The organism is Pseudomonas sp. BW7P1, assembly GCF_024981055.1.
GTDB lineage: Bacteria > Pseudomonadota > Gammaproteobacteria > Pseudomonadales > Pseudomonadaceae > Aquipseudomonas > Aquipseudomonas bananamidigenes.
On record NZ_CP103374.1, the window covers coordinates 6,044,366 to 6,061,044 of the forward strand.

Here is a 16,679-nt window from a genome sequence, read left to right on the forward strand (position 1 = left end):
GGCGATTCGTATGCTGTCCGGATCGCCATTCACTGCGTCCGTCACTAAAGCAACTTGCGGACATCTTCCGGCAAAAACCTCGTGAACCTGCTCACCGGCCACTGTCGACAACGCCAGACGACGCCCTCCACGCTTCGGTTCAGTCTGGCAATCAGCGCGAGTCTTTCATCTTTCGACAGTGGTGGCTTGAAAAGAGCGCTCGACAAGTGGTCACGGAGATAGTGAAAAGGCGCCGAGTCGACCCATGAATACTCGGGCATTCGATTGAGCAGTTCGTTGAACTCTCGGCATTTCAACTGCTGAACCCATTGATGGGCACCCTCCGGCGCTTCGAGGAGAAAGACCATGGGCGCCACGATTTCCTGTCTGGCAGGCTTGCCGGCGTCAACCGTCCACGGCTTGAACCTCCACTGAGCTATCGCGTCCCTGGCCGCTTGCGCCAGATCCGGATGATCACTTTGCAGAATGCTGATTTCGCTCACCGAACCATCCGAATTGGCCATGAAACGGACCTTAACGTCACCGGTGATCCCCGCTCTCGATAACGCAGGCGGGTAAACCGGCCTGGGGGTGTTGTCCGGAATCACAAATACTTCTCCCGCCTGAGCAGGGAAAATGACCAACAAAACGACAGCCATGATCCATTGCTTCATTCCCGTACCTTCCGCACTGACGCGCCCTCTCGGCAACATCACAAAGGTTACGGAGCAATGATTTTCAACTGAATAGCGCGGCTTCTGAAGTAAATGCAGGAAATTGCCCAAGCCTTGACGGGAAATTGGGTGCAAGCGTGAAGGAATCCCCCCACAAGTAACTTCTCCGACAGACTATTTCCCTTGGTTTGCATCCGCCTCGTCGCCTGGCAACAAATGCTCCAGAACCTTCCGGCTGTCGGTCCTGATGATCCGGCCCTGATCGTCGAAGCGCAGCACGATCAGCCAGTCGTACACCTCGTCCGGCCATTTTTTTTGCCCCATCAGGGCCGTACTGTCGCCGCCGAACGCCTGAATCAGCTTGTTGATATGGCCATGGTGCCAGGCGATCAGGATCGTCGGCGCCTCATTGCTCTGGCGCAGCAGCCTGACCAGCTCATGCACGTCCCCGTTGATGTAAGGCTGCTCGACCGGCAGGTCCAGGCGTTGGGCCAACGGTGTCAGGGTCAGGCGCGAGCGGGAGCTCACCGGGCTGTCAGCTGCGGCAATCAATCGTTCAGGGGTCAGCGTCTGCCCATCCAGCTTCAACGGATTGAAATAGTCGGCGTAGGCGAGAGCCCGCTGTTCGCCCCGGGCATTGAGTACCGCGCCTTCGGTCGGTTTCTCCGCATGACGGATGATCAGCACCGTGGCATTACGCAAACCGGACTGGGCAGGGTGGTCGGCGTATATCAGTGTGAGCGCCGCGACGGCAATAACCGTCACCACCAATAAGCGGCGCATCATCATGCGAACCTTCAAAGCCATCATTCATCTCTGCAGAACAGTCGGTTGACCGATCGCGAGTCTAAGCCGCCCCACGTTCATAAGTGGTGAAAACGCCCTGTTCTTACAGCTGAGCGACAGGTTCGTAAAAGAACGTGCGACTTCCAACATTTTCCGCTGTTTTGCCGACGGGAACCGGTGCTATTTTCGGTAACGAAACTGTAACATTCGCATCCGCAGTCAAAACAAGAAATCTGGAGCTCTTGAATGTTTGCTTTCTTTCGACCTGCCGCACATCAGGCTCCTTTGCCTGAAGAAAAAATAGACAGTACCTACCGACGCCTGCGCTGGCAGATCTTCGCCGGTATCTTCTTTGGTTATGCGGGTTACTACCTGCTGCGCAAGAACTTCTCCCTGGCCATGCCCTACCTGATCGACGAAGGCTACAGTCGGGGCGATCTGGGTCTGGCAATGTCGGCCATCGCCATTGCCTACGGCCTGTCCAAGTTCCTCATGGGACTGGTGTCCGACCGTTCCAACCCACGCTACTTCCTGCCCTTCGGCCTGCTGGTTTCGGCAGGTGTGATGTTCATTTTCGGTTTCGCGCCCTGGGCAACGTCCAGCGTGACCATGATGTTCATCCTGCTGTTCATCAACGGCTGGGCCCAGGGCATGGGCTGGCCGCCGAGCGGACGGACCATGGTGCACTGGTGGTCGCAGAAAGAACGCGGCGGCGTGGTGTCCGTATGGAACGTGGCGCACAACGTCGGCGGCGGCCTGATCGGCCCGCTGTTCCTGATCGGCATGGGCCTGTTCAATGACTGGCACGCAGCGTTCTACGTGCCGGCAGCGGTGGCCCTGGCGGTGGCGGCATTTGCTTTCATCACCATGCGTGACACCCCGCAATCGGTCGGCCTGCCGCCGATCGAGAAGTACAAGAACGACTACCCGGAAGGCTACGACGCCAGCCACGAAGATGAATTCAGCGCCAAGGAAATCTTCGTCAAATACGTGCTGCGTAACAAAATGCTCTGGTACATCGCCATGGCCAACGTCTTCGTCTACCTGCTGCGCTACGGCGTACTGGACTGGGCACCGACCTACCTCAAGGAAGCCAAGCACTTCGACGTCGACAAGACGTCGTGGGCGTACTTCTTCTATGAGTGGGCGGGCATTCCGGGCACGCTGCTGTGCGGCTGGATGTCGGACAAGATCTTCCGTGGCAACCGCGGCCTGACCGGTATGGTGTTCATGGCCCTGGTGACCGTGGCGACCCTGGTTTACTGGCTGAACCCGGCCGGCAACCCGACCATCGACATGATCGCGCTGTTCTCCATCGGCTTCCTGATCTATGGCCCGGTGATGCTGATCGGCCTGCAGGCCCTGGAACTGGCACCGAAGAAAGCCGCCGGTACGGCTGCAGGCTTTACCGGCCTGTTCGGTTACCTGGGTGGTTCGGTCGCGGCCAGTGCCGCGATGGGCTACACCGTGGACCACTTCGGCTGGGACGGCGGTTTCGTGCTGCTGGTGGGCGCCTGCCTGCTGTCGATGGCCTTCCTGGCCCCGACCTTGATGCACAAGCGAGCCGCCAGTCAGAGTCGCGAGGCAGTGGCCTGATCGGCTTTTGACCGACAGCGCTTGAGCCGCGCCTCCAGATTCCGGTCTGGCATGGCGTGGCTGCGCAGGGCGTGAGCGGTCTGCTCGACATAATCGCGAGTCGTGCCGTAACGCCCGCAAGCGCTTTCGAACACCTGACTCAGCACATGATCCGGCAGATTGCCGGCATAGCTGGGCAGGTGTCGTTCCAATACAAACCCCAGCGCCTGTACCCGGTTGCCATCTTCAAGACGGCAGTTGAGCCAGTGCGGGCGATAGGACGGAAACGGCATCTCGCGTTTCCACAATGCATACAGCGCACTGTCGAGGTTGTCTTCCGGCAACCGATAGGCAAAGCCGCTGCACGAACCGCCACGATCCAGACCGAACACCAGCCCCGGCATTTCCGGCGTACCGCGATGCTCGTGCGACCACAGGTAGAGCCCGCGATGATAGCCATGCACCCGTCCACGAACCCGCTCCACCGCCGAACATTCCGGCCGCCAGATCAGCGAACCATACGCGAACAACCACACCGGCCCGCCCTTGTGGCGCGCCATGGTCGACTGCATGGAGGCGAGGAGTTGTTCGTGAGTCAGCTGCGGCCCCAGATCGAGCCGCGGAGGGTAAGCCAGATTCAGAAAAGCAGATTCAATGGCTGTCATGACGAAAGTATTCGGCCCTGCAAGTATTACAAGATGTAAGCACAATTCAGTTGATAGAACATATAGCAGTAACTGTAAAACGAAAAGTGCTAAAGGATGTATGACACCTTGGATAGCGCTAATTCGGGGTTATCCGCGAGGGCTATCTTGTTTGATATAGCCTAATACCATTGCGCAGATATCTTAAATATCCGAATGAAATATCGTTAGCCCTCTCTTCGTTCAGGTTTCGTTCATGAAATCTCGGGATTCTTCCTACTAAAATTTCGGACTTCCAATATTTACCGTCGCTGATCGCCTGCGTAAAACGGCTTTCCTCTGGCGCAAGCCAACCCGTTCAACCGAGGCTGCACGATGCAAAAACCAGGATTTCTGGCCGCACTGTTGATGATTCAGGCCGCTCCATCGCTGGCCGCGGACGACACGCAAGACAAAGGTTTCTGGTACGCACAGACCAGTGTCTATACCAAACATTACTCACCCGACCCCGAACACAATAATCATCAGGACTTGATCGGCATCGAGCGCAATCAGGCATCCGGCTGGGTATTTGGCGGAGCAACTTTCCGTAACTCGTTCAGTCAGCGCTCCAATTACGCCTACGCAGGCAAACGCTTCGAAAGCGCCGGTTACCCGGTGTACGTGAAACTCACGGGCGGCTTGTTGCAGGGCTATCGAGGTGATTACAAGGACAAGATCCCGCTCAATCACTTCGGCGTTGCACCGGTGATCATTCCGTCGGTCGGCGCCCACTATGGCCCGCTGGGCGCCGAGCTGGTGTTTCTCGGCGCCAACGCGGCCATGGTGACAACGGGTGTGCGGTTCTAGAAAGACTCAGGAGCGCGGCGCATACGCGAATACGTCGGCGCGCATTTGGTGGGCATCCATCCCGGCCTCCACCAGCGCATCCAGGGTGCCATAGACCATCGCCGGCGAGCCGCTGGCGTAGACGTGCAGCGATTTCAGGTCCGGGAAGTCCTCGCACACCGCCTCATGCAACATCCCGCAGCGCCCTTCCCAGCCGCATTGGTCACTGACGACCTTGTGCAGGAACAGATTGGGCAGCTTCAGCCATTCGTCCCAATGCTCGATTTCGTAGAAATCTTCCGGACGACGCACGCCCCAGTACAGGTGCACCGGGTGTTTGAAGCCGCTGGCCCGGCAATGTTCGATCAGGCTGTGGATCTGGCCCATGCCGGTACCGGCGGCGATCAGCACCAGCGGCCCGTCCGGCAGTTCCGCCAGATGGGTGTCGCCGAACGGCAATTCGACCCGCACCATGGCATTGCGCTGCAGTTGTTCGATCAGACTCAGGGCACTGGCTTCACGCGCCAGTACGTGGATTTCCAGGTCACGGCCGCTGTGAGGCGCGGAAGCCATGGAAAAGGCCGATTTCTCGCCACTTTCGCGCTCGATCATCAGGTATTGACCGGCGTGATAGCGCGGCGGCTTGCCGGCCGGCGCACGCAGACGCACGCGCCAGGTGTCGCCACCGACGTCCCGGCACTCAATGACCTGACACGACAGGCTGCGCACCGGCAGTTCTCCCAGCGCGAGCACGCCATCCCACAGCAGGATGCAGTCTTCCAGCGGCTGCGCTATGCAAGTGTAGAACTCGCCGTGGTCATGCACCTTGCCGGCCTGTTCGACCCGGCCTTCCACCAGCAGCGCCGCACACACGTGACAATTGCCGTTGCGGCAGCTTTGCGGGCATTCGTAGCCCAGGCGCCGCGCACCATCGAGAATCCGCTCTCCGGGCCGTATCTCGAGCACCGCTCCGGAGGGCTGCAGGGTTACACGCATCAATCTATTCCTAACTGATTCCAGATGGCATCGATCCGTTGGGTGACGGCATCGTCCTTGACGATGACCCGGCCCCATTCGCGAGTGGTTTCGCCCGGCCACTTGTGGGTGGCATCCAGACCCATCTTCGAGCCGAGCCCCGACACCGGCGAAGCGAAGTCGAGGTAGTCGATCGGCGTGTTGTCGATCATCACCGTGTCGCGCTTGGGGTCCATGCGCGTGGTGATGGCCCAGATCACGTCGTTCCAGTCCCGCGCATTGATGTCGTCGTCGGTGACGATAACGAACTTGGTGTACATGAACTGTCGCAAAAACGACCAGACACCCAGCATCACGCGCTTGGCATGCCCCGGATACGACTTCTTCATCGTCACCACGGCCATGCGGTACGAGCAGCCTTCCGGAGGCAGATAGAAGTCGGTGATCTCCGGGAACTGCTTCTGCAGGATCGGCACGAACACCTCGTTCAGCGCCACGCCGAGAATCGCCGGCTCATCCGGCGGACGGCCGGTGTAGGTGCTGTGGTAGATCGGTTTGATCCGGTGGGTGATGCGCTCGACGGTGAACACCGGGAAGCTGTCGACTTCATTGTAATAACCGGTGTGGTCACCGTACGGGCCTTCGTCGGCCATTTCACCCGGATGGATCACACCTTCGAGGATGATTTCGGCGGTAGCCGGCACTTGCAGGTCGTTGCCGCGGCACTTCACCAGTTCCGTGCGACTGTCGCGCAACAGCCCGGCGAAGGCGTATTCGGAGAGGCTGTCCGGCACCGGAGTGACCGCGCCGAGAATGGTCGCCGGATCCGCGCCGAGGGCCACGGACACCGGGAACGGCTGGCCCGGATGCTTCTCGCACCACTCACGGAAATCCAGCGCGCCACCACGGTGGCTGAGCCAGCGCATGATGACCTTGTTGCGGCCGATCACTTGCTGGCGGTAGATGCCGAGGTTTTGCCGATCCTTGTTCGGCCCCTTGGTGACGGTCAGGCCCCAGGTGATCAGCGGCGCCACGTCGCCCGGCCAGCAGGTCTGTACCGGCAGCATTGCCAGATCGACGTCGTCGCCTTCGATGACCACTTCCTGGCAGGGTGCGTCTTTGACGACTTTCGGCGCCATCGCGATGATCTTGCGGAAGATCGGCAGCTTCGACCATGCGTCCTTCAGGCCCTTCGGCGGCTCCGGCTCCTTGAGGAAGGCCAGCAGCTTGCCGATCTCGCGCAGTTCGCTGATGGACTCGGCGCCCATGCCCATGGCGACCCGTTCGGGCGTGCCGAACAGGTTGCCGAGCACCGGAATGTCATGGCCGGTCGGTTTCTCGAACAGCAGTGCCGGGCCCTTGGCCCGCAGTGTGCGGTCGCACACTTCAGTCATTTCCAGCACCGGCGAGACGGGAATCCGGATGCGTTTCAACTCTCCGCGCTGCTCAAGCTGCTGCACGAAATCCCGAAGATCCTTGAATTTCATTGACGATGGCACCCTCAAAATAGGCGTACATCCTACCTGCTATGCCGGTCGCTGGCAGCCCGTCATGGCTTACTTGGCTGCATTCGCCTGGGCTTTTCCCAGATTTTTCTCCCCCTGCAGAACAAGAAACAGCGGCTCGAGGATCGGCGCCACCCTTCGCGCACCGACTTCCGACAGGTGATTGTCATCCTTGTACAGCGAGTAACCATCACGTTCGGCGCGGCACAGACCGTGCTCGTCACACAGTTGTGGCGCCGGATCGACGATCCGCACCATCGGATCCTGCGCCAGTTCTGCGAACAACCGAGTGATAAAGCCCTGACGCCTTTCATGCTCGTCGACAGCCAGACCGACACCCTCCACCGCGTGGCCCAGCATCGCCAGGCGTGTCAGGCGATAGGGCGGACTGAATGCCTGCAACGGCACTTCCTTGACCAGCCAGACCCGCCGTCCGTCCTCGCGCAGCCGCGCCACACCGGCACGCAGACCGTCGGCCAGGCGTCGTTCAGCGACAGCCCGATCATACTGACCGCCCGGCGTTCTTAACGCATGCTCCAGATCGCCGTTGGCTTCGCCGTACAAATAGAGACTCCAGCGAGCGACCAGCACCACATCACTCACTTGTTTCGCATTCAAGGCCTGCTCGATCCGTTGATTGAAGTGCGCACACGCCCGGTCGCTTTCCAGCCCCTCAACCGGAATGCAACCGGCTGAACTGGCAAGAGTGACACTGACACCGTGGGCTTTCGCCCCGTCTTCCAGCACCGGGATCAGCGCCGTCGCGTGACTGTCCCCCCACACCAGAGCCTGGATCGGCAGACCACGGACACCGTAATGACAGAACAATTTGTCGTCCGCAGCCTTGTCGTCCGTCAGGCACGCCAGCTGCTCCGGTGGCCACTCGCGGCCGTCGGCGTATTGCAGTGCCTGCTCGGACAGACGCGACGGCAAGCCATCGGTCCAGCGCAGGGCTTGCCCGGCGAGCCCCAGGATCAGAATGCCGCAGAACCCGGCCAGCAGGACCTGCCGGCGCCCCGCGAGCAGACGCCGCTCGCGAAATGGCGTCTCGACGAACTTCCACGACAGGTAACCCAGCACCAGCGTCAGCAGAATCAATCCCGCGCTATCCACAGGACCGGCCTCTTCGACGCTGGCATAGCTGGAAAATACAAAGACCGGCCAGTGCCAGAGGTACCAGGAATAAGAAATCAGACCGAGCCCGACCATCACCCGACTGCTCAGAAACCGACCCACTGCCGTTTCGCGATGACCGTTGGCCAGAATCAGCAGCACCACCCCCAGCACCGGCAACAGTGCAGTCGCACCCGGGAACGGCGTGGACTTGTCATAGATGAACACCGCCAGCAGGATCAGCCCCATGCCCGACAGGCTCAACAGCTGCGCGGCCAACGGTTTCAAACGCCATGCGTGTTTCGGTGCCACCGCCAACATCGCACCGGCCAGTAGTTCCCAGGCTCGCATCGGCAGCAGAAAGAACGCCTTCTCCGGGTGGTGATTGATTGCCCACACACTCAGCCCGAAGGACAGCAGCAATACGCCGAACAGCGCCAGTCGCCAATGTTTCAGCCGGCTCGACAACAACGTCAGCAGCAACGGGAAAACAATGTAGAACTGCTCCTCCACCGCCAGCGACCAGGTGTGCAGCAGTGGTTTGAGGTCCGAGGCGACGTCGAAATAGCCGTCCTGGCGCATGAACAGGACGTTCGAGACAAAGGTCACCTGGTAGCGCACCGACCGCCCCAGTTCCTCGTAGTCCTTGGGCGCCAGCAGGAACCAGCCCACCACCAGCACCGCGATGATCATCGCAAACAGCGCCGGCAGGATCCGCCGCGCACGCCGGGCCCAGAACTCGACGAAACTGAAGCGCCCGGCCTGGCGCTGGTTCCAGATGATCGAGGTAATCAGGTAGCCGGAAATCACGAAAAACACGTCCACACCGACGAATCCGCCAGTAAATCCCGGGACGCCAAAGTGGAACAGCACCACGGCCATCACTGCGACTGCGCGCAAGCCGTCGATATCCCTTCGATAAGCCAGTGTGCTCATAAATCCTTGATGCCAATCAGATGGTTGTTTTTTGTACAGCCTCAGAGCTGCCTGTTGTTTTTACCGATTCACTGACCTTAACAGATCAGGAACCTCCCATGACCCGGACAAAAAACAGGCAAAAAAAATGGCGTCCCCCGAGGGACGCCATTCTCCGGACTCGACCGACGATGTTACTTGCGCTTCATCGACAGGAAGAACTCGTCGTTGGTCTTGGTCGTTTTCAGCTTGTCGACCAGGAACTCGATGGCTGCCACTTCGTCCATCGGATGCAGCAGCTTGCGCAGGATCCACATGCGCTGCAGTTCGTCGTCGGCAGTCAGCAACTCTTCACGGCGGGTGCCGGACTTGTTGATGTTGATGGCCGGGAACACGCGCTTCTCGGCGATGCGACGGTCCAGAGGCAGCTCCATGTTGCCGGTGCCCTTGAACTCTTCGTAGATCACTTCGTCCATCTTCGAGCCGGTTTCAACCAGCGCGGTGGCGATAATGGTCAGCGAGCCGCCCTCTTCGATGTTACGCGCGGCACCGAAGAAACGTTTCGGCTTCTCCAGGGCGTGGGCATCGACACCACCGGTCAGCACCTTGCCGGAGCTCGGGATCACGGTGTTGTAGGCACGGGCCAGACGGGTGATGGAGTCGAGCAGGATCACCACGTCCTTCTTGTGTTCGACCAGGCGCTTGGCCTTCTCGATCACCATTTCAGCAACCTGCACGTGACGGGTCGGCGGCTCGTCGAAAGTCGAGGCGACCACTTCGCCGCGCACGGTGCGCTGCATTTCGGTCACCTCTTCCGGACGTTCGTCGATCAACAGCACGATCAGGTGAACTTCAGGGTTGTTACGGGCGATGTTCGCTGCGATGTTCTGCAGCATGATCGTTTTACCGGCTTTCGGCGGAGCAACGATCAGACCGCGCTGGCCTTTGCCGATCGGGGCGCACAGGTCGATCACACGACCGGTCAGGTCTTCGGTGGAACCGTTGCCGGCTTCCATCTTCATGCGCACGTTCGGGAACAGCGGGGTCAGGTTCTCGAAGAGAATCTTGTTCTTGGCGTTTTCCGGACGATCGAAGTTGATCGTGTCGACCTTGAGCAGGGCGAAATAACGCTCGCCTTCCTTCGGCGGCCGGATCTTGCCGACGATGGTGTCACCGGTGCGCAGGTTGAAACGGCGGATCTGGCTCGGCGAGACGTAGATGTCGTCAGGGCCGGCGAGGTAGGAAGCGTCAGCGGAGCGCAGGAAGCCGAAGCCGTCCTGGAGAATCTCCAGCACGCCATCACCGGAGATTTCCTCACCGCTTTTCGCGTGCTTTTTCAGCAGGGAGAAAATCACGTCCTGCTTGCGCGAACGGGCCATATTTTCTATGCCCATCTGTTCGGCCAATTCGAGCAGTTCGGTAATCGGCTTTTGCTTGAGTTCAGTCAGATTCATATAGGAATGACGTAATCATTTATGGAGGGGGGAAATTAAGCTTTTGGCTTAATGAGGCCGCGCCGCGGAGAAGGCGACAGGATCGCGTACTTGTTCGAAAAGGAGTGCGTCGGCGACGGCTAGCAGGGGGCAGTGGAGAAACCAGTGCGGGGCCGAATGTATCACCTGAGTTTCGGAGCGTCTAGCCCTGAATACGCAAAAAGCCCCGCAAATTGCGGGGCTTTTTGAGGACAATCCTTACAGCGACGCTTAGATGTTGGCGTCGAGGAAAGCAGCCAGTTGCGACTTCGACAGCGCGCCGACCTTGGTCGCTTCCACGTTGCCGTTCTTGAACAGCATCAGGGTCGGGATGCCACGTACGCCATGCTTGGCCGGGGTTTCCGAGTTTTCGTCGATGTTCAGCTTGGCAACGGTCAGCTTGCCTTTGTAAGTCTCTGCAATCTCGTCCAGAACCGGAGCGATCATTTTGCAAGGGCCGCACCATTCAGCCCAGTAGTCGACCAGGACAGCGCCTTCGGCCTTGAGTACGTCGGCTTCGAAGCTAGCGTCGCTAACGTGTTTGATCAGATCGCTGCTCATGGAATTCTCCAGGTTGTAAGCAAAAAAACGTGGCCCATCATAGCCGCCCTTCCCTTGTTCAGGAAGCCGCAGATGATTGAGTCTTGCTATGGCACTCGATGAGTTTGGGTATAGCTCAAGTCACGCGCCGGCGGGGGCGATAAACGCAATTCCCGTGCGCAGGGCTGCGTTGCGCACGTGCTCCTGCATGGCCTTCTGGGCGGCAGCAGAGGCCCGGCGCGCCAGAGCGCGGAGGATCTTGCGGTGTTCCTGCCAGGTTTCCATGGCCCGCTCGGCCCGGATGAACGGTAGTTTCTGGCTTTCCAGAAAGATCTCGGCGCTGGCCGTGAGGATGTTCAGCATCGCCTGATTGCCGCTGGCCCGCAGGATTCGCTGATGGAATTCGAAGTCCAGTTTCGCTGCGGCTTCGAAGTCACCGGTGCGCAGCTGTTCGCGCATGGCAGCCACGTTGTCTTCGAGTTCGTCCAGATCGAACGTGCTCAGCGTCACCGCCGCCAGCCCGGCGGCAAACCCTTCCAGCGCATAGCGCAACTGAAAGATCTCCAGCGGCGAAGCCTGGGCCGCAAACGGCCAGACCGGCGCCACCGCTCCACGCGGCAACTCTACCGGCGCCTGTACGAACACGCCCTTGCCCGGCTGGATACTGACTGCCCCCAGCGCACTCAATGACGACAACGCTTCGCGCAAGGAGGCCCGGCTGACGCCCAGCTGCACCGCCAGATCCCGTTGCGAAGGCAGCGCATCGCCGGGGCCGAAGCCCTGTTCGGTAATCAGTTTGCGGATCGCTTGCAGCGCCACTTCGGGTACAGCGCGAGAGATCGAGTTCATGGTTTTCCAGACGGTCCAGGCCAAGGTGCGGCCAGTTGTAAAGCTATTCCAGGCATCAGGCAAGTCGTGCCCCAGCGGGGTTCGACGAGCCACGCCGATGCGCTATCGCAGTGCGTAAATCACCCTGACTGTTCAGACCAGTAAGACCGATGAAACCCGGAAAACCCGTGGCTTTGCGGGCTCAAACCGGTACGTTGGCATGCCCCGTGCTCTGTCCGATCGCAGCATTCACTTCCCGCCGATCCGGAGATTGTCCATGACGAAGCGTTACAGCGCCCTCCTTGCCGCCCTGTTTGCCGGCCTGATGCTCAGCCAGGCCCCCGCCCATGCCGACGGTCTGGACGACGTAGTCAAACGCGGCACCTTGAAAGTCGCCGTGCCCCAGGACTTCCCGCCGTTCGGCTCGGTGGGCCCCGACATGAAGCCGCGCGGCCTCGATATCGACACCGCGAAACTGCTGGCCGACCAGCTCAAGGTCAAACTCGAACTGACGCCGGTGAACAGTACCAACCGCATCCCGTTCCTCACCACCGGCAAGGTCGATCTGGTGATATCCAGCCTCGGCAAGAACCCCGAGCGCGAAAAGGTCATCGACTTCTCCCGCGCCTACGCGCCGTTCTATCTCGCGGTATTCGGTCCGTCAGATGCTGCCGTCAGCACCCTGGACGACCTCAAGGGCAAGACCATCAGCGTCACCCGTGGCGCCATCGAAGACATCGAGCTGACCAAGGTCGTCCCCGAAGGCGTGACCATCAAGCGCTTCGAAGACAACAACTCGACCATCGCCGCCTACCTCGCCGGCCAGGTGGATCTGATTGCCAGCGGCAACGTGGTGATGGTCGCGATCAGCGAAAAGAATCCGAAGCGTGTGCCGACGCTTAAAGTGAAGCTCAAGGATTCGCCGGTCTACGTCGGCGTGAACAAGAACGAGCCGGCGCTGCTGGGCAAGGTCAACGAGATTCTGGCCGGCGCCAAGGCTGACGGCGCGCTGGAAAAGAATGCGCAGACCTGGCTCAAAGAGCCACTGCCGGCCGACCTCTGACCGACGACGCGGGAGACCTTGATGGCCTATCAATTCGATTTCCTGCCGGTGGTGGAAAACACCGGGCTGCTGCTGCGCGGGGCGCTGTTCACCCTTGAGCTGACCGCCATCGGTGCTTTGTTCGGTGTCGGCGTGGGCATCGTCGGGGCGCTGGTACGGGCGTGGAACATCCGTCCGTTCGCGGCGGTTTTCGGTGTCTACGTCGAGTTGATCCGCAACACGCCGTTTCTGGTGCAACTGTTCTTCATCTTTTTCGGCCTGCCGTCCCTCGGCGTGCAGATTTCCGAGTGGCAGGCGGCGGTGCTGGCGATGGTGATCAACCTCGGCGCCTACTCGACGGAAATCATCCGCGCCGGCATCCAGGCGATCCCGCGCGGGCAACTGGAAGCAGCGGCTGCGCTGGCGATGAGCCGTTTCGAAGCGTTTCGCCACGTGGTGCTGCGGCCGGCACTGGGCAAGGTCTGGCCGGCCCTGAGCAGCCAGATCATCATCGTCATGCTCGGTTCGGCCGTGTGTTCACAGATCGCCACCGAGGAGTTGAGCTTCGCCGCCAACTTCATTCAATCGCGCAACTTCCGCGCCTTTGAAACCTACGCCCTGACCACCCTCATTTATCTGTGCATGGCGCTGCTGATCCGTCAGTTATTGAACTGGCTCGGCCGGCGCTACCTGTCGACGAGCAACGCAAGGAGCGGTCAATGAGCGATTTCACGTTCTGGGACATCCTGCGCAATCTGCTGACCGGCCTGCAATGGACACTGGCGTTGTCGCTGGTGGCGTTCATCGGCGGCGGGCTCGTCGGGTTGCTGATCCTGATCATGCGCATCTCGAAAAATCCGCTGCCGAGCAGCATTGCCCGTACCTGGATCGAACTGTTCCAGGGCACGCCGTTGCTGATGCAGCTGTTTCTGGTGTTCTTCGGCGTGGCGCTGGCGGGGGTGGAAATCTCCCCGTGGATGGCGGCGGCGATTGCCCTGACGCTGTTCACCAGCGCCTACCTGGCGGAGATCTGGCGTGGATGCGTCGAGGCGATCCCCAATGGTCAGTGGGAAGCCTCCTCGAGCCTGGCGCTCAATCCGCTGGAGCAACTGCGCTACGTGATCCTGCCGCAGGCACTGCGGATTGCCGTGGCGCCGACCGTGGGTTTCTCGGTGCAGGTGGTCAAGGGCACCGCCGTAACCTCGATCATCGGTTTCACCGAACTGACCAAGACCGGCGGCATGCTCGCCAACGCCACCTTCGAACCATTCATGGTCTACGGCCTCGTCGCCGCTGGCTATTTCCTGCTCTGCTACCCCCTGTCCCTCAGTGCGCGCTACCTGGAAAGGAGACTGCATGCCTCTGCTTAGAATTTCCGCCCTGCATAAATACTACGGCGATCACCACGTGCTCAAAGGCATCGACCTGAGCGTCGAGGAAGGCCAGGTGGTGGCGATCATCGGCCGCAGCGGCTCGGGCAAATCCACCCTGCTGCGCACCCTCAACGGCCTGGAATCGATCAACGACGGCGTGATCGAAGTCGACGGCGAATACCTCGACGCCGCCCGCGCCGACCTGCGCAGCCTGCGGCAGAAAGTCGGGATGGTGTTTCAGCAATTCAACCTGTTCCCGCATCTGACGGTGGGCGAAAACGTGATGCTCGCGCCGCAAGTGGTACAGAAAGTGCCCAAGGCCAAGGCTGCGGAACTGGCGCGGCAGATGCTGGAGCGCGTTGGCCTGGGTGAAAAGTTCGATGCGTTCCCGGATCGGCTTTCCGGGGGACAGCAACAGCGCGTGGCGATTGCCCGGGCGCTGGCGATGTCGCCAAAAGTGCTGTTGTGCGACGAAATCACCTCGGCGCTGGACCCGGAACTGGTTAACGAAGTGCTCAGCGTGGTCCGGCAATTGGCCAGGGAAGGCATGACGTTGATCATGGTCACCCACGAAATGCGCTTCGCCCGGGAAGTCGGGGACAAACTGGTGTTCATGCATCAGGGCAAGGTGCACGAAGTGGGCGATCCGAAAGTGCTGTTTGCCGATCCGCAGACGCCGGAGCTGGCGAATTTCATTGGCACGGTCGAAGTCACTCACTGAACCTGCCCATTCTCTGTGGCGAGGGAGCTTGCTCCCGCCGGGCTGCAAAGCAGCCCCGAGGCCCACAAACTTGTGCTGAATCAAGCCTTTCAGTTCTGCGCGTTGGCGGCAGCCTGTGATCGTGGCACGATGTCAGGGTTATCGACCGAGACCCCTGACCATGCCGCAATCTCAAGCCAAGAATCTGTCCCTGATCGCCGCAATCGACCTGGGCTCCAACAGCTTCCACATGGTCGTGGCCAAGGCCCAGAACGGCGAAATCCGTATTCTCGAACGCCTCGGGGAGAAGGTGCAGCTGGCCGCCGGCATCGACGAAGAGCGCCATCTCAACGAAGAATCCATGCAGCGCGGGCTCGATTGCCTCAAGCGTTTTGCCCAACTGATCAACGGCATGCCGCTGGGCGCCGTGCGGATCGTCGGCACCAACGCCCTGCGTGAAGCCCGCAACCGCCTGGAATTCATCCACCGCGCCGAAGAAATCCTCGGTCACCCGGTGGAAGTCATCTCCGGCCGTGAAGAGGCGCGCCTGATCTATCTCGGCGTGTCCCACACCCTCGCCGACACCCCGGGCAAGCGCCTGGTCGCCGACATCGGCGGCGGCAGTACCGAATTCATCATTGGCCAGCGCTTCGAGCCATTGCTGCGCGAAAGCCTGCAAATGGGCTGTGTGAGCTTCACCCAGCGCTATTTCAAGGACGGCAAGATCACCCCGGCCCGCTACGCCCAGGCCTACACGGCGGCGCGTCTGGAAATCATGAGCATCGAACACGCCCTGCATCGCCTGACCTGGGATGAAGCCATCGGCTCCTCGGGCACCATCCGCGCCATCGGCCTGGCGTTGAAGGCTGGCGGACACGGCGCCGGCGAAGTGAATGCCGAAGGCCTGGCGTGGCTCAAGCGTCGCCTGTTCAAGCTCGGCGACGTCGACAAGATCGACTTCGAAGGCATCAAGCCTGACCGTCGGGCGATCTTCCCGGCGGGCCTGGCGATCCTCGAAGCGATCTTCGACGCCCTTGAACTGCAGCGCATGGATCACTGCGAAGGGGCGCTGCGTGAAGGCGTGCTCTACGACCTGCTTGGCCGCCATCATCACGAAGACGTGCGCGAACGCACCCTGACCTCGCTGATGGAGCGCTACCACGTTGACCTGGAACAGGCCGCACGGGTCGAGCGCAAAGCGCTGCACGCCTTCGATCAGGTGGCCGAGGACTGGCAGCTGGAAGACGGCATCTGGCGCGAACTGCTGGGCTGGGCGGCGAAAGTGCACGAAGTCGGGCTCGACATCGCCCACTACCACTACCACAAGCACGGCGCCTACCTGATCGAGCACTCGGACCTCGCCGGGTTCTCCCGCGAAGACCAGCAAATGCTCGCCCTGCTGGTGCGCGGCCACCGCCGCAACATCCCCAAGGACAAGTTCGCCGAATTCGGCGAGGACGGCGACAAACTGATCCGCCTGTGTGTACTGCTGCGTTTTGCGATCCTGTTCCATCACATTCGCGGCACCCAGACCATGCCGCAGGTGGCGTTGCACGCCAATGGCGACAACCTCGACGTGGAGTTCCCGGAAAACTGGCTGAATGAGAACCAGCTGACTCAGGCCGACTTCGCGCTTGAGGCCGAGTGGCTGACGCGGGTTGGCATTGTCCTGACTGTGCGCTGAGTAACCGGCAGGTAGAAAAAAGGCGATCCGGATGGATCGCCTTTTT

16 protein-coding genes are annotated in these 16,679 nt (G+C 60.5%); 7 read left to right on the forward strand and 9 right to left on the reverse strand.

Annotated features, from left to right (window positions below):
* Positions 1–44 precede the first annotated feature (44 nt).
* Complete coding sequence (locus NWV16_RS27380; protein WP_260521455.1) at positions 45–653, reverse strand: energy transducer TonB; 609 nt, start codon at positions 651–653, stop codon at positions 45–47.
* Between the two features lie 174 nt (positions 654–827).
* Positions 828–1,460: a flagellar basal body-associated protein FliL gene (locus NWV16_RS27385; protein ID WP_260523593.1), complete on the reverse strand. Its 633-nt coding sequence runs from the start codon at positions 1,458–1,460 to the stop codon at positions 828–830.
* 225 nt (positions 1,461–1,685) lie between these two features.
* Here NWV16_RS27385 and glpT point away from each other — a divergent pair, with 225 nt between their 5' ends.
* Positions 1,686–3,035, forward strand: a complete 1,350-nt coding sequence (gene glpT, locus NWV16_RS27390; RefSeq protein WP_260521456.1) for a glycerol-3-phosphate transporter — start codon at positions 1,686–1,688, stop codon at positions 3,033–3,035.
* On the opposite strand, the gene NWV16_RS27395 is transcribed toward glpT, so the two are convergent.
* Positions 3,011–3,679, reverse strand: a complete 669-nt coding sequence (locus NWV16_RS27395) for a gamma-glutamylcyclotransferase (protein WP_065259927.1) — start codon at positions 3,677–3,679, stop codon at positions 3,011–3,013. The genes glpT and NWV16_RS27395 overlap by 25 nt on opposite strands.
* Positions 3,680–4,033: 354 nt before the next feature.
* Between NWV16_RS27395 and NWV16_RS27400 the strand changes: the two genes are divergently transcribed.
* Positions 4,034–4,507, forward strand: a complete 474-nt coding sequence (locus NWV16_RS27400) for a sn-glycerol-3-phosphate transporter (RefSeq protein WP_260521457.1) — start codon at positions 4,034–4,036, stop codon at positions 4,505–4,507.
* A 6-nt stretch (positions 4,508–4,513) separates the two neighbouring features.
* On the opposite strand, the gene NWV16_RS27405 is transcribed toward NWV16_RS27400, so the two are convergent.
* From NWV16_RS27405 to NWV16_RS27430, 6 genes are all read right to left on the reverse strand, one after another.
* Positions 4,514–5,482 (reverse strand): CDP-6-deoxy-delta-3,4-glucoseen reductase, encoded by a 969-nt coding sequence (locus NWV16_RS27405; RefSeq protein ID WP_260521458.1) that lies wholly within the window; start codon positions 5,480–5,482, stop codon positions 4,514–4,516.
* The gene (gene ubiD / locus NWV16_RS27410) at positions 5,482–6,948 is read right to left on the reverse strand and encodes a 4-hydroxy-3-polyprenylbenzoate decarboxylase (RefSeq protein WP_065259930.1); all 1,467 of its coding nucleotides are present in this window, start codon (positions 6,946–6,948) and stop codon (positions 5,482–5,484) included. Before ubiD ends, NWV16_RS27405 begins: the two co-directional genes overlap by 1 nt.
* Positions 6,949–7,017: 69 nt before the next feature.
* Positions 7,018–9,015, reverse strand: a complete 1,998-nt coding sequence (locus NWV16_RS27415) for an acyltransferase family protein (protein WP_260521459.1) — start codon at positions 9,013–9,015, stop codon at positions 7,018–7,020.
* A gap of 173 nt (positions 9,016–9,188) precedes the next feature.
* Positions 9,189–10,448, reverse strand: a complete 1,260-nt coding sequence (rho, locus tag NWV16_RS27420; protein ID WP_007951825.1) for a transcription termination factor Rho — start codon at positions 10,446–10,448, stop codon at positions 9,189–9,191.
* 249 nt (positions 10,449–10,697) lie between these two features.
* Positions 10,698–11,027 carry a thioredoxin TrxA gene (trxA, locus tag NWV16_RS27425; protein WP_016967174.1) on the reverse strand — a complete coding sequence of 110 codons (330 nt, stop codon included), beginning with the start codon at positions 11,025–11,027 and terminating at the stop codon, positions 10,698–10,700.
* 120 nt (positions 11,028–11,147) lie between these two features.
* Positions 11,148–11,855 carry a FadR/GntR family transcriptional regulator gene (locus NWV16_RS27430; protein WP_260521460.1) on the reverse strand — a complete coding sequence of 236 codons (708 nt, stop codon included), beginning with the start codon at positions 11,853–11,855 and terminating at the stop codon, positions 11,148–11,150.
* Between the two features lie 256 nt (positions 11,856–12,111).
* On the opposite strand from NWV16_RS27430, the gene NWV16_RS27435 reads away from it, so the two are divergent.
* From NWV16_RS27435 to ppx, 5 genes are all read left to right on the forward strand, one after another.
* A complete protein-coding gene (locus tag NWV16_RS27435; protein ID WP_260521461.1) occupies positions 12,112–12,897 on the forward strand; it encodes a transporter substrate-binding domain-containing protein in 786 nt (261 codons plus the stop codon).
* Positions 12,898–12,918: 21 nt separating this feature from the next.
* Positions 12,919–13,599 carry an amino acid ABC transporter permease gene (locus NWV16_RS27440; RefSeq protein ID WP_260521462.1) on the forward strand — a complete coding sequence of 227 codons (681 nt, stop codon included), beginning with the start codon at positions 12,919–12,921 and terminating at the stop codon, positions 13,597–13,599.
* Complete coding sequence (locus NWV16_RS27445) at positions 13,596–14,246, forward strand: amino acid ABC transporter permease (RefSeq protein WP_260521463.1); 651 nt, start codon at positions 13,596–13,598, stop codon at positions 14,244–14,246. Before NWV16_RS27440 ends, NWV16_RS27445 begins: the two co-directional genes overlap by 4 nt.
* A complete protein-coding gene (locus tag NWV16_RS27450; protein WP_260521464.1) occupies positions 14,233–14,970 on the forward strand; it encodes an amino acid ABC transporter ATP-binding protein in 738 nt (245 codons plus the stop codon). Before NWV16_RS27445 ends, NWV16_RS27450 begins: the two co-directional genes overlap by 14 nt.
* Positions 14,971–15,130: 160 nt before the next feature.
* Positions 15,131–16,633, forward strand: coding sequence for an exopolyphosphatase (ppx, locus tag NWV16_RS27455; RefSeq protein ID WP_260521465.1), 1,503 nt, complete (start codon positions 15,131–15,133; stop codon positions 16,631–16,633).
* The last annotated feature ends 46 nt before the right edge of the window (positions 16,634–16,679 follow it).

Bases quoted from the DNA above. Each gene is read 5' to 3' on its own strand.
- NWV16_RS27440 (WP_260521462.1), top strand. From the start codon at position 12,919: ATGGCCTATCAATTCGATTTCCTGCCGGTGGTGGAAAACACCGGGCTG.
- NWV16_RS27435 (WP_260521461.1), top strand. From the start codon at position 12,112: ATGACGAAGCGTTACAGCGCCCTCCTTGCCGCCCTGTTTGCCGGCCTG.
- NWV16_RS27400 (WP_260521457.1), top strand. From the start codon at position 4,034: ATGCAAAAACCAGGATTTCTGGCCGCACTGTTGATGATTCAGGCCGCT.
- NWV16_RS27415 (WP_260521459.1), bottom strand. From the start codon at position 9,015: ATGAGCACACTGGCTTATCGAAGGGATATCGACGGCTTGCGCGCAGTC.
- NWV16_RS27395 (WP_065259927.1), bottom strand. From the start codon at position 3,679: ATGACAGCCATTGAATCTGCTTTTCTGAATCTGGCTTACCCTCCGCGG.
- rho (WP_007951825.1), bottom strand. From the start codon at position 10,448: ATGAATCTGACTGAACTCAAGCAAAAGCCGATTACCGAACTGCTCGAA.
- NWV16_RS27430 (WP_260521460.1), bottom strand. From the start codon at position 11,855: ATGAACTCGATCTCTCGCGCTGTACCCGAAGTGGCGCTGCAAGCGATC.
- NWV16_RS27405 (WP_260521458.1), bottom strand. From the start codon at position 5,482: ATGCGTGTAACCCTGCAGCCCTCCGGAGCGGTGCTCGAGATACGGCCC.
- ubiD (WP_065259930.1), bottom strand. From the start codon at position 6,948: ATGAAATTCAAGGATCTTCGGGATTTCGTGCAGCAGCTTGAGCAGCGC.
- NWV16_RS27450 (WP_260521464.1), top strand. From the start codon at position 14,233: ATGCCTCTGCTTAGAATTTCCGCCCTGCATAAATACTACGGCGATCAC.
- NWV16_RS27445 (WP_260521463.1), top strand. From the start codon at position 13,596: ATGAGCGATTTCACGTTCTGGGACATCCTGCGCAATCTGCTGACCGGC.
- NWV16_RS27380 (WP_260521455.1), bottom strand. From the start codon at position 653: ATGAAGCAATGGATCATGGCTGTCGTTTTGTTGGTCATTTTCCCTGCT.
- ppx (WP_260521465.1), top strand. From the start codon at position 15,131: ATGCCGCAATCTCAAGCCAAGAATCTGTCCCTGATCGCCGCAATCGAC.
- NWV16_RS27385 (WP_260523593.1), bottom strand. From the start codon at position 1,460: ATGGCTTTGAAGGTTCGCATGATGATGCGCCGCTTATTGGTGGTGACG.
- trxA (WP_016967174.1), bottom strand. From the start codon at position 11,027: ATGAGCAGCGATCTGATCAAACACGTTAGCGACGCTAGCTTCGAAGCC.
- glpT (WP_260521456.1), top strand. From the start codon at position 1,686: ATGTTTGCTTTCTTTCGACCTGCCGCACATCAGGCTCCTTTGCCTGAA.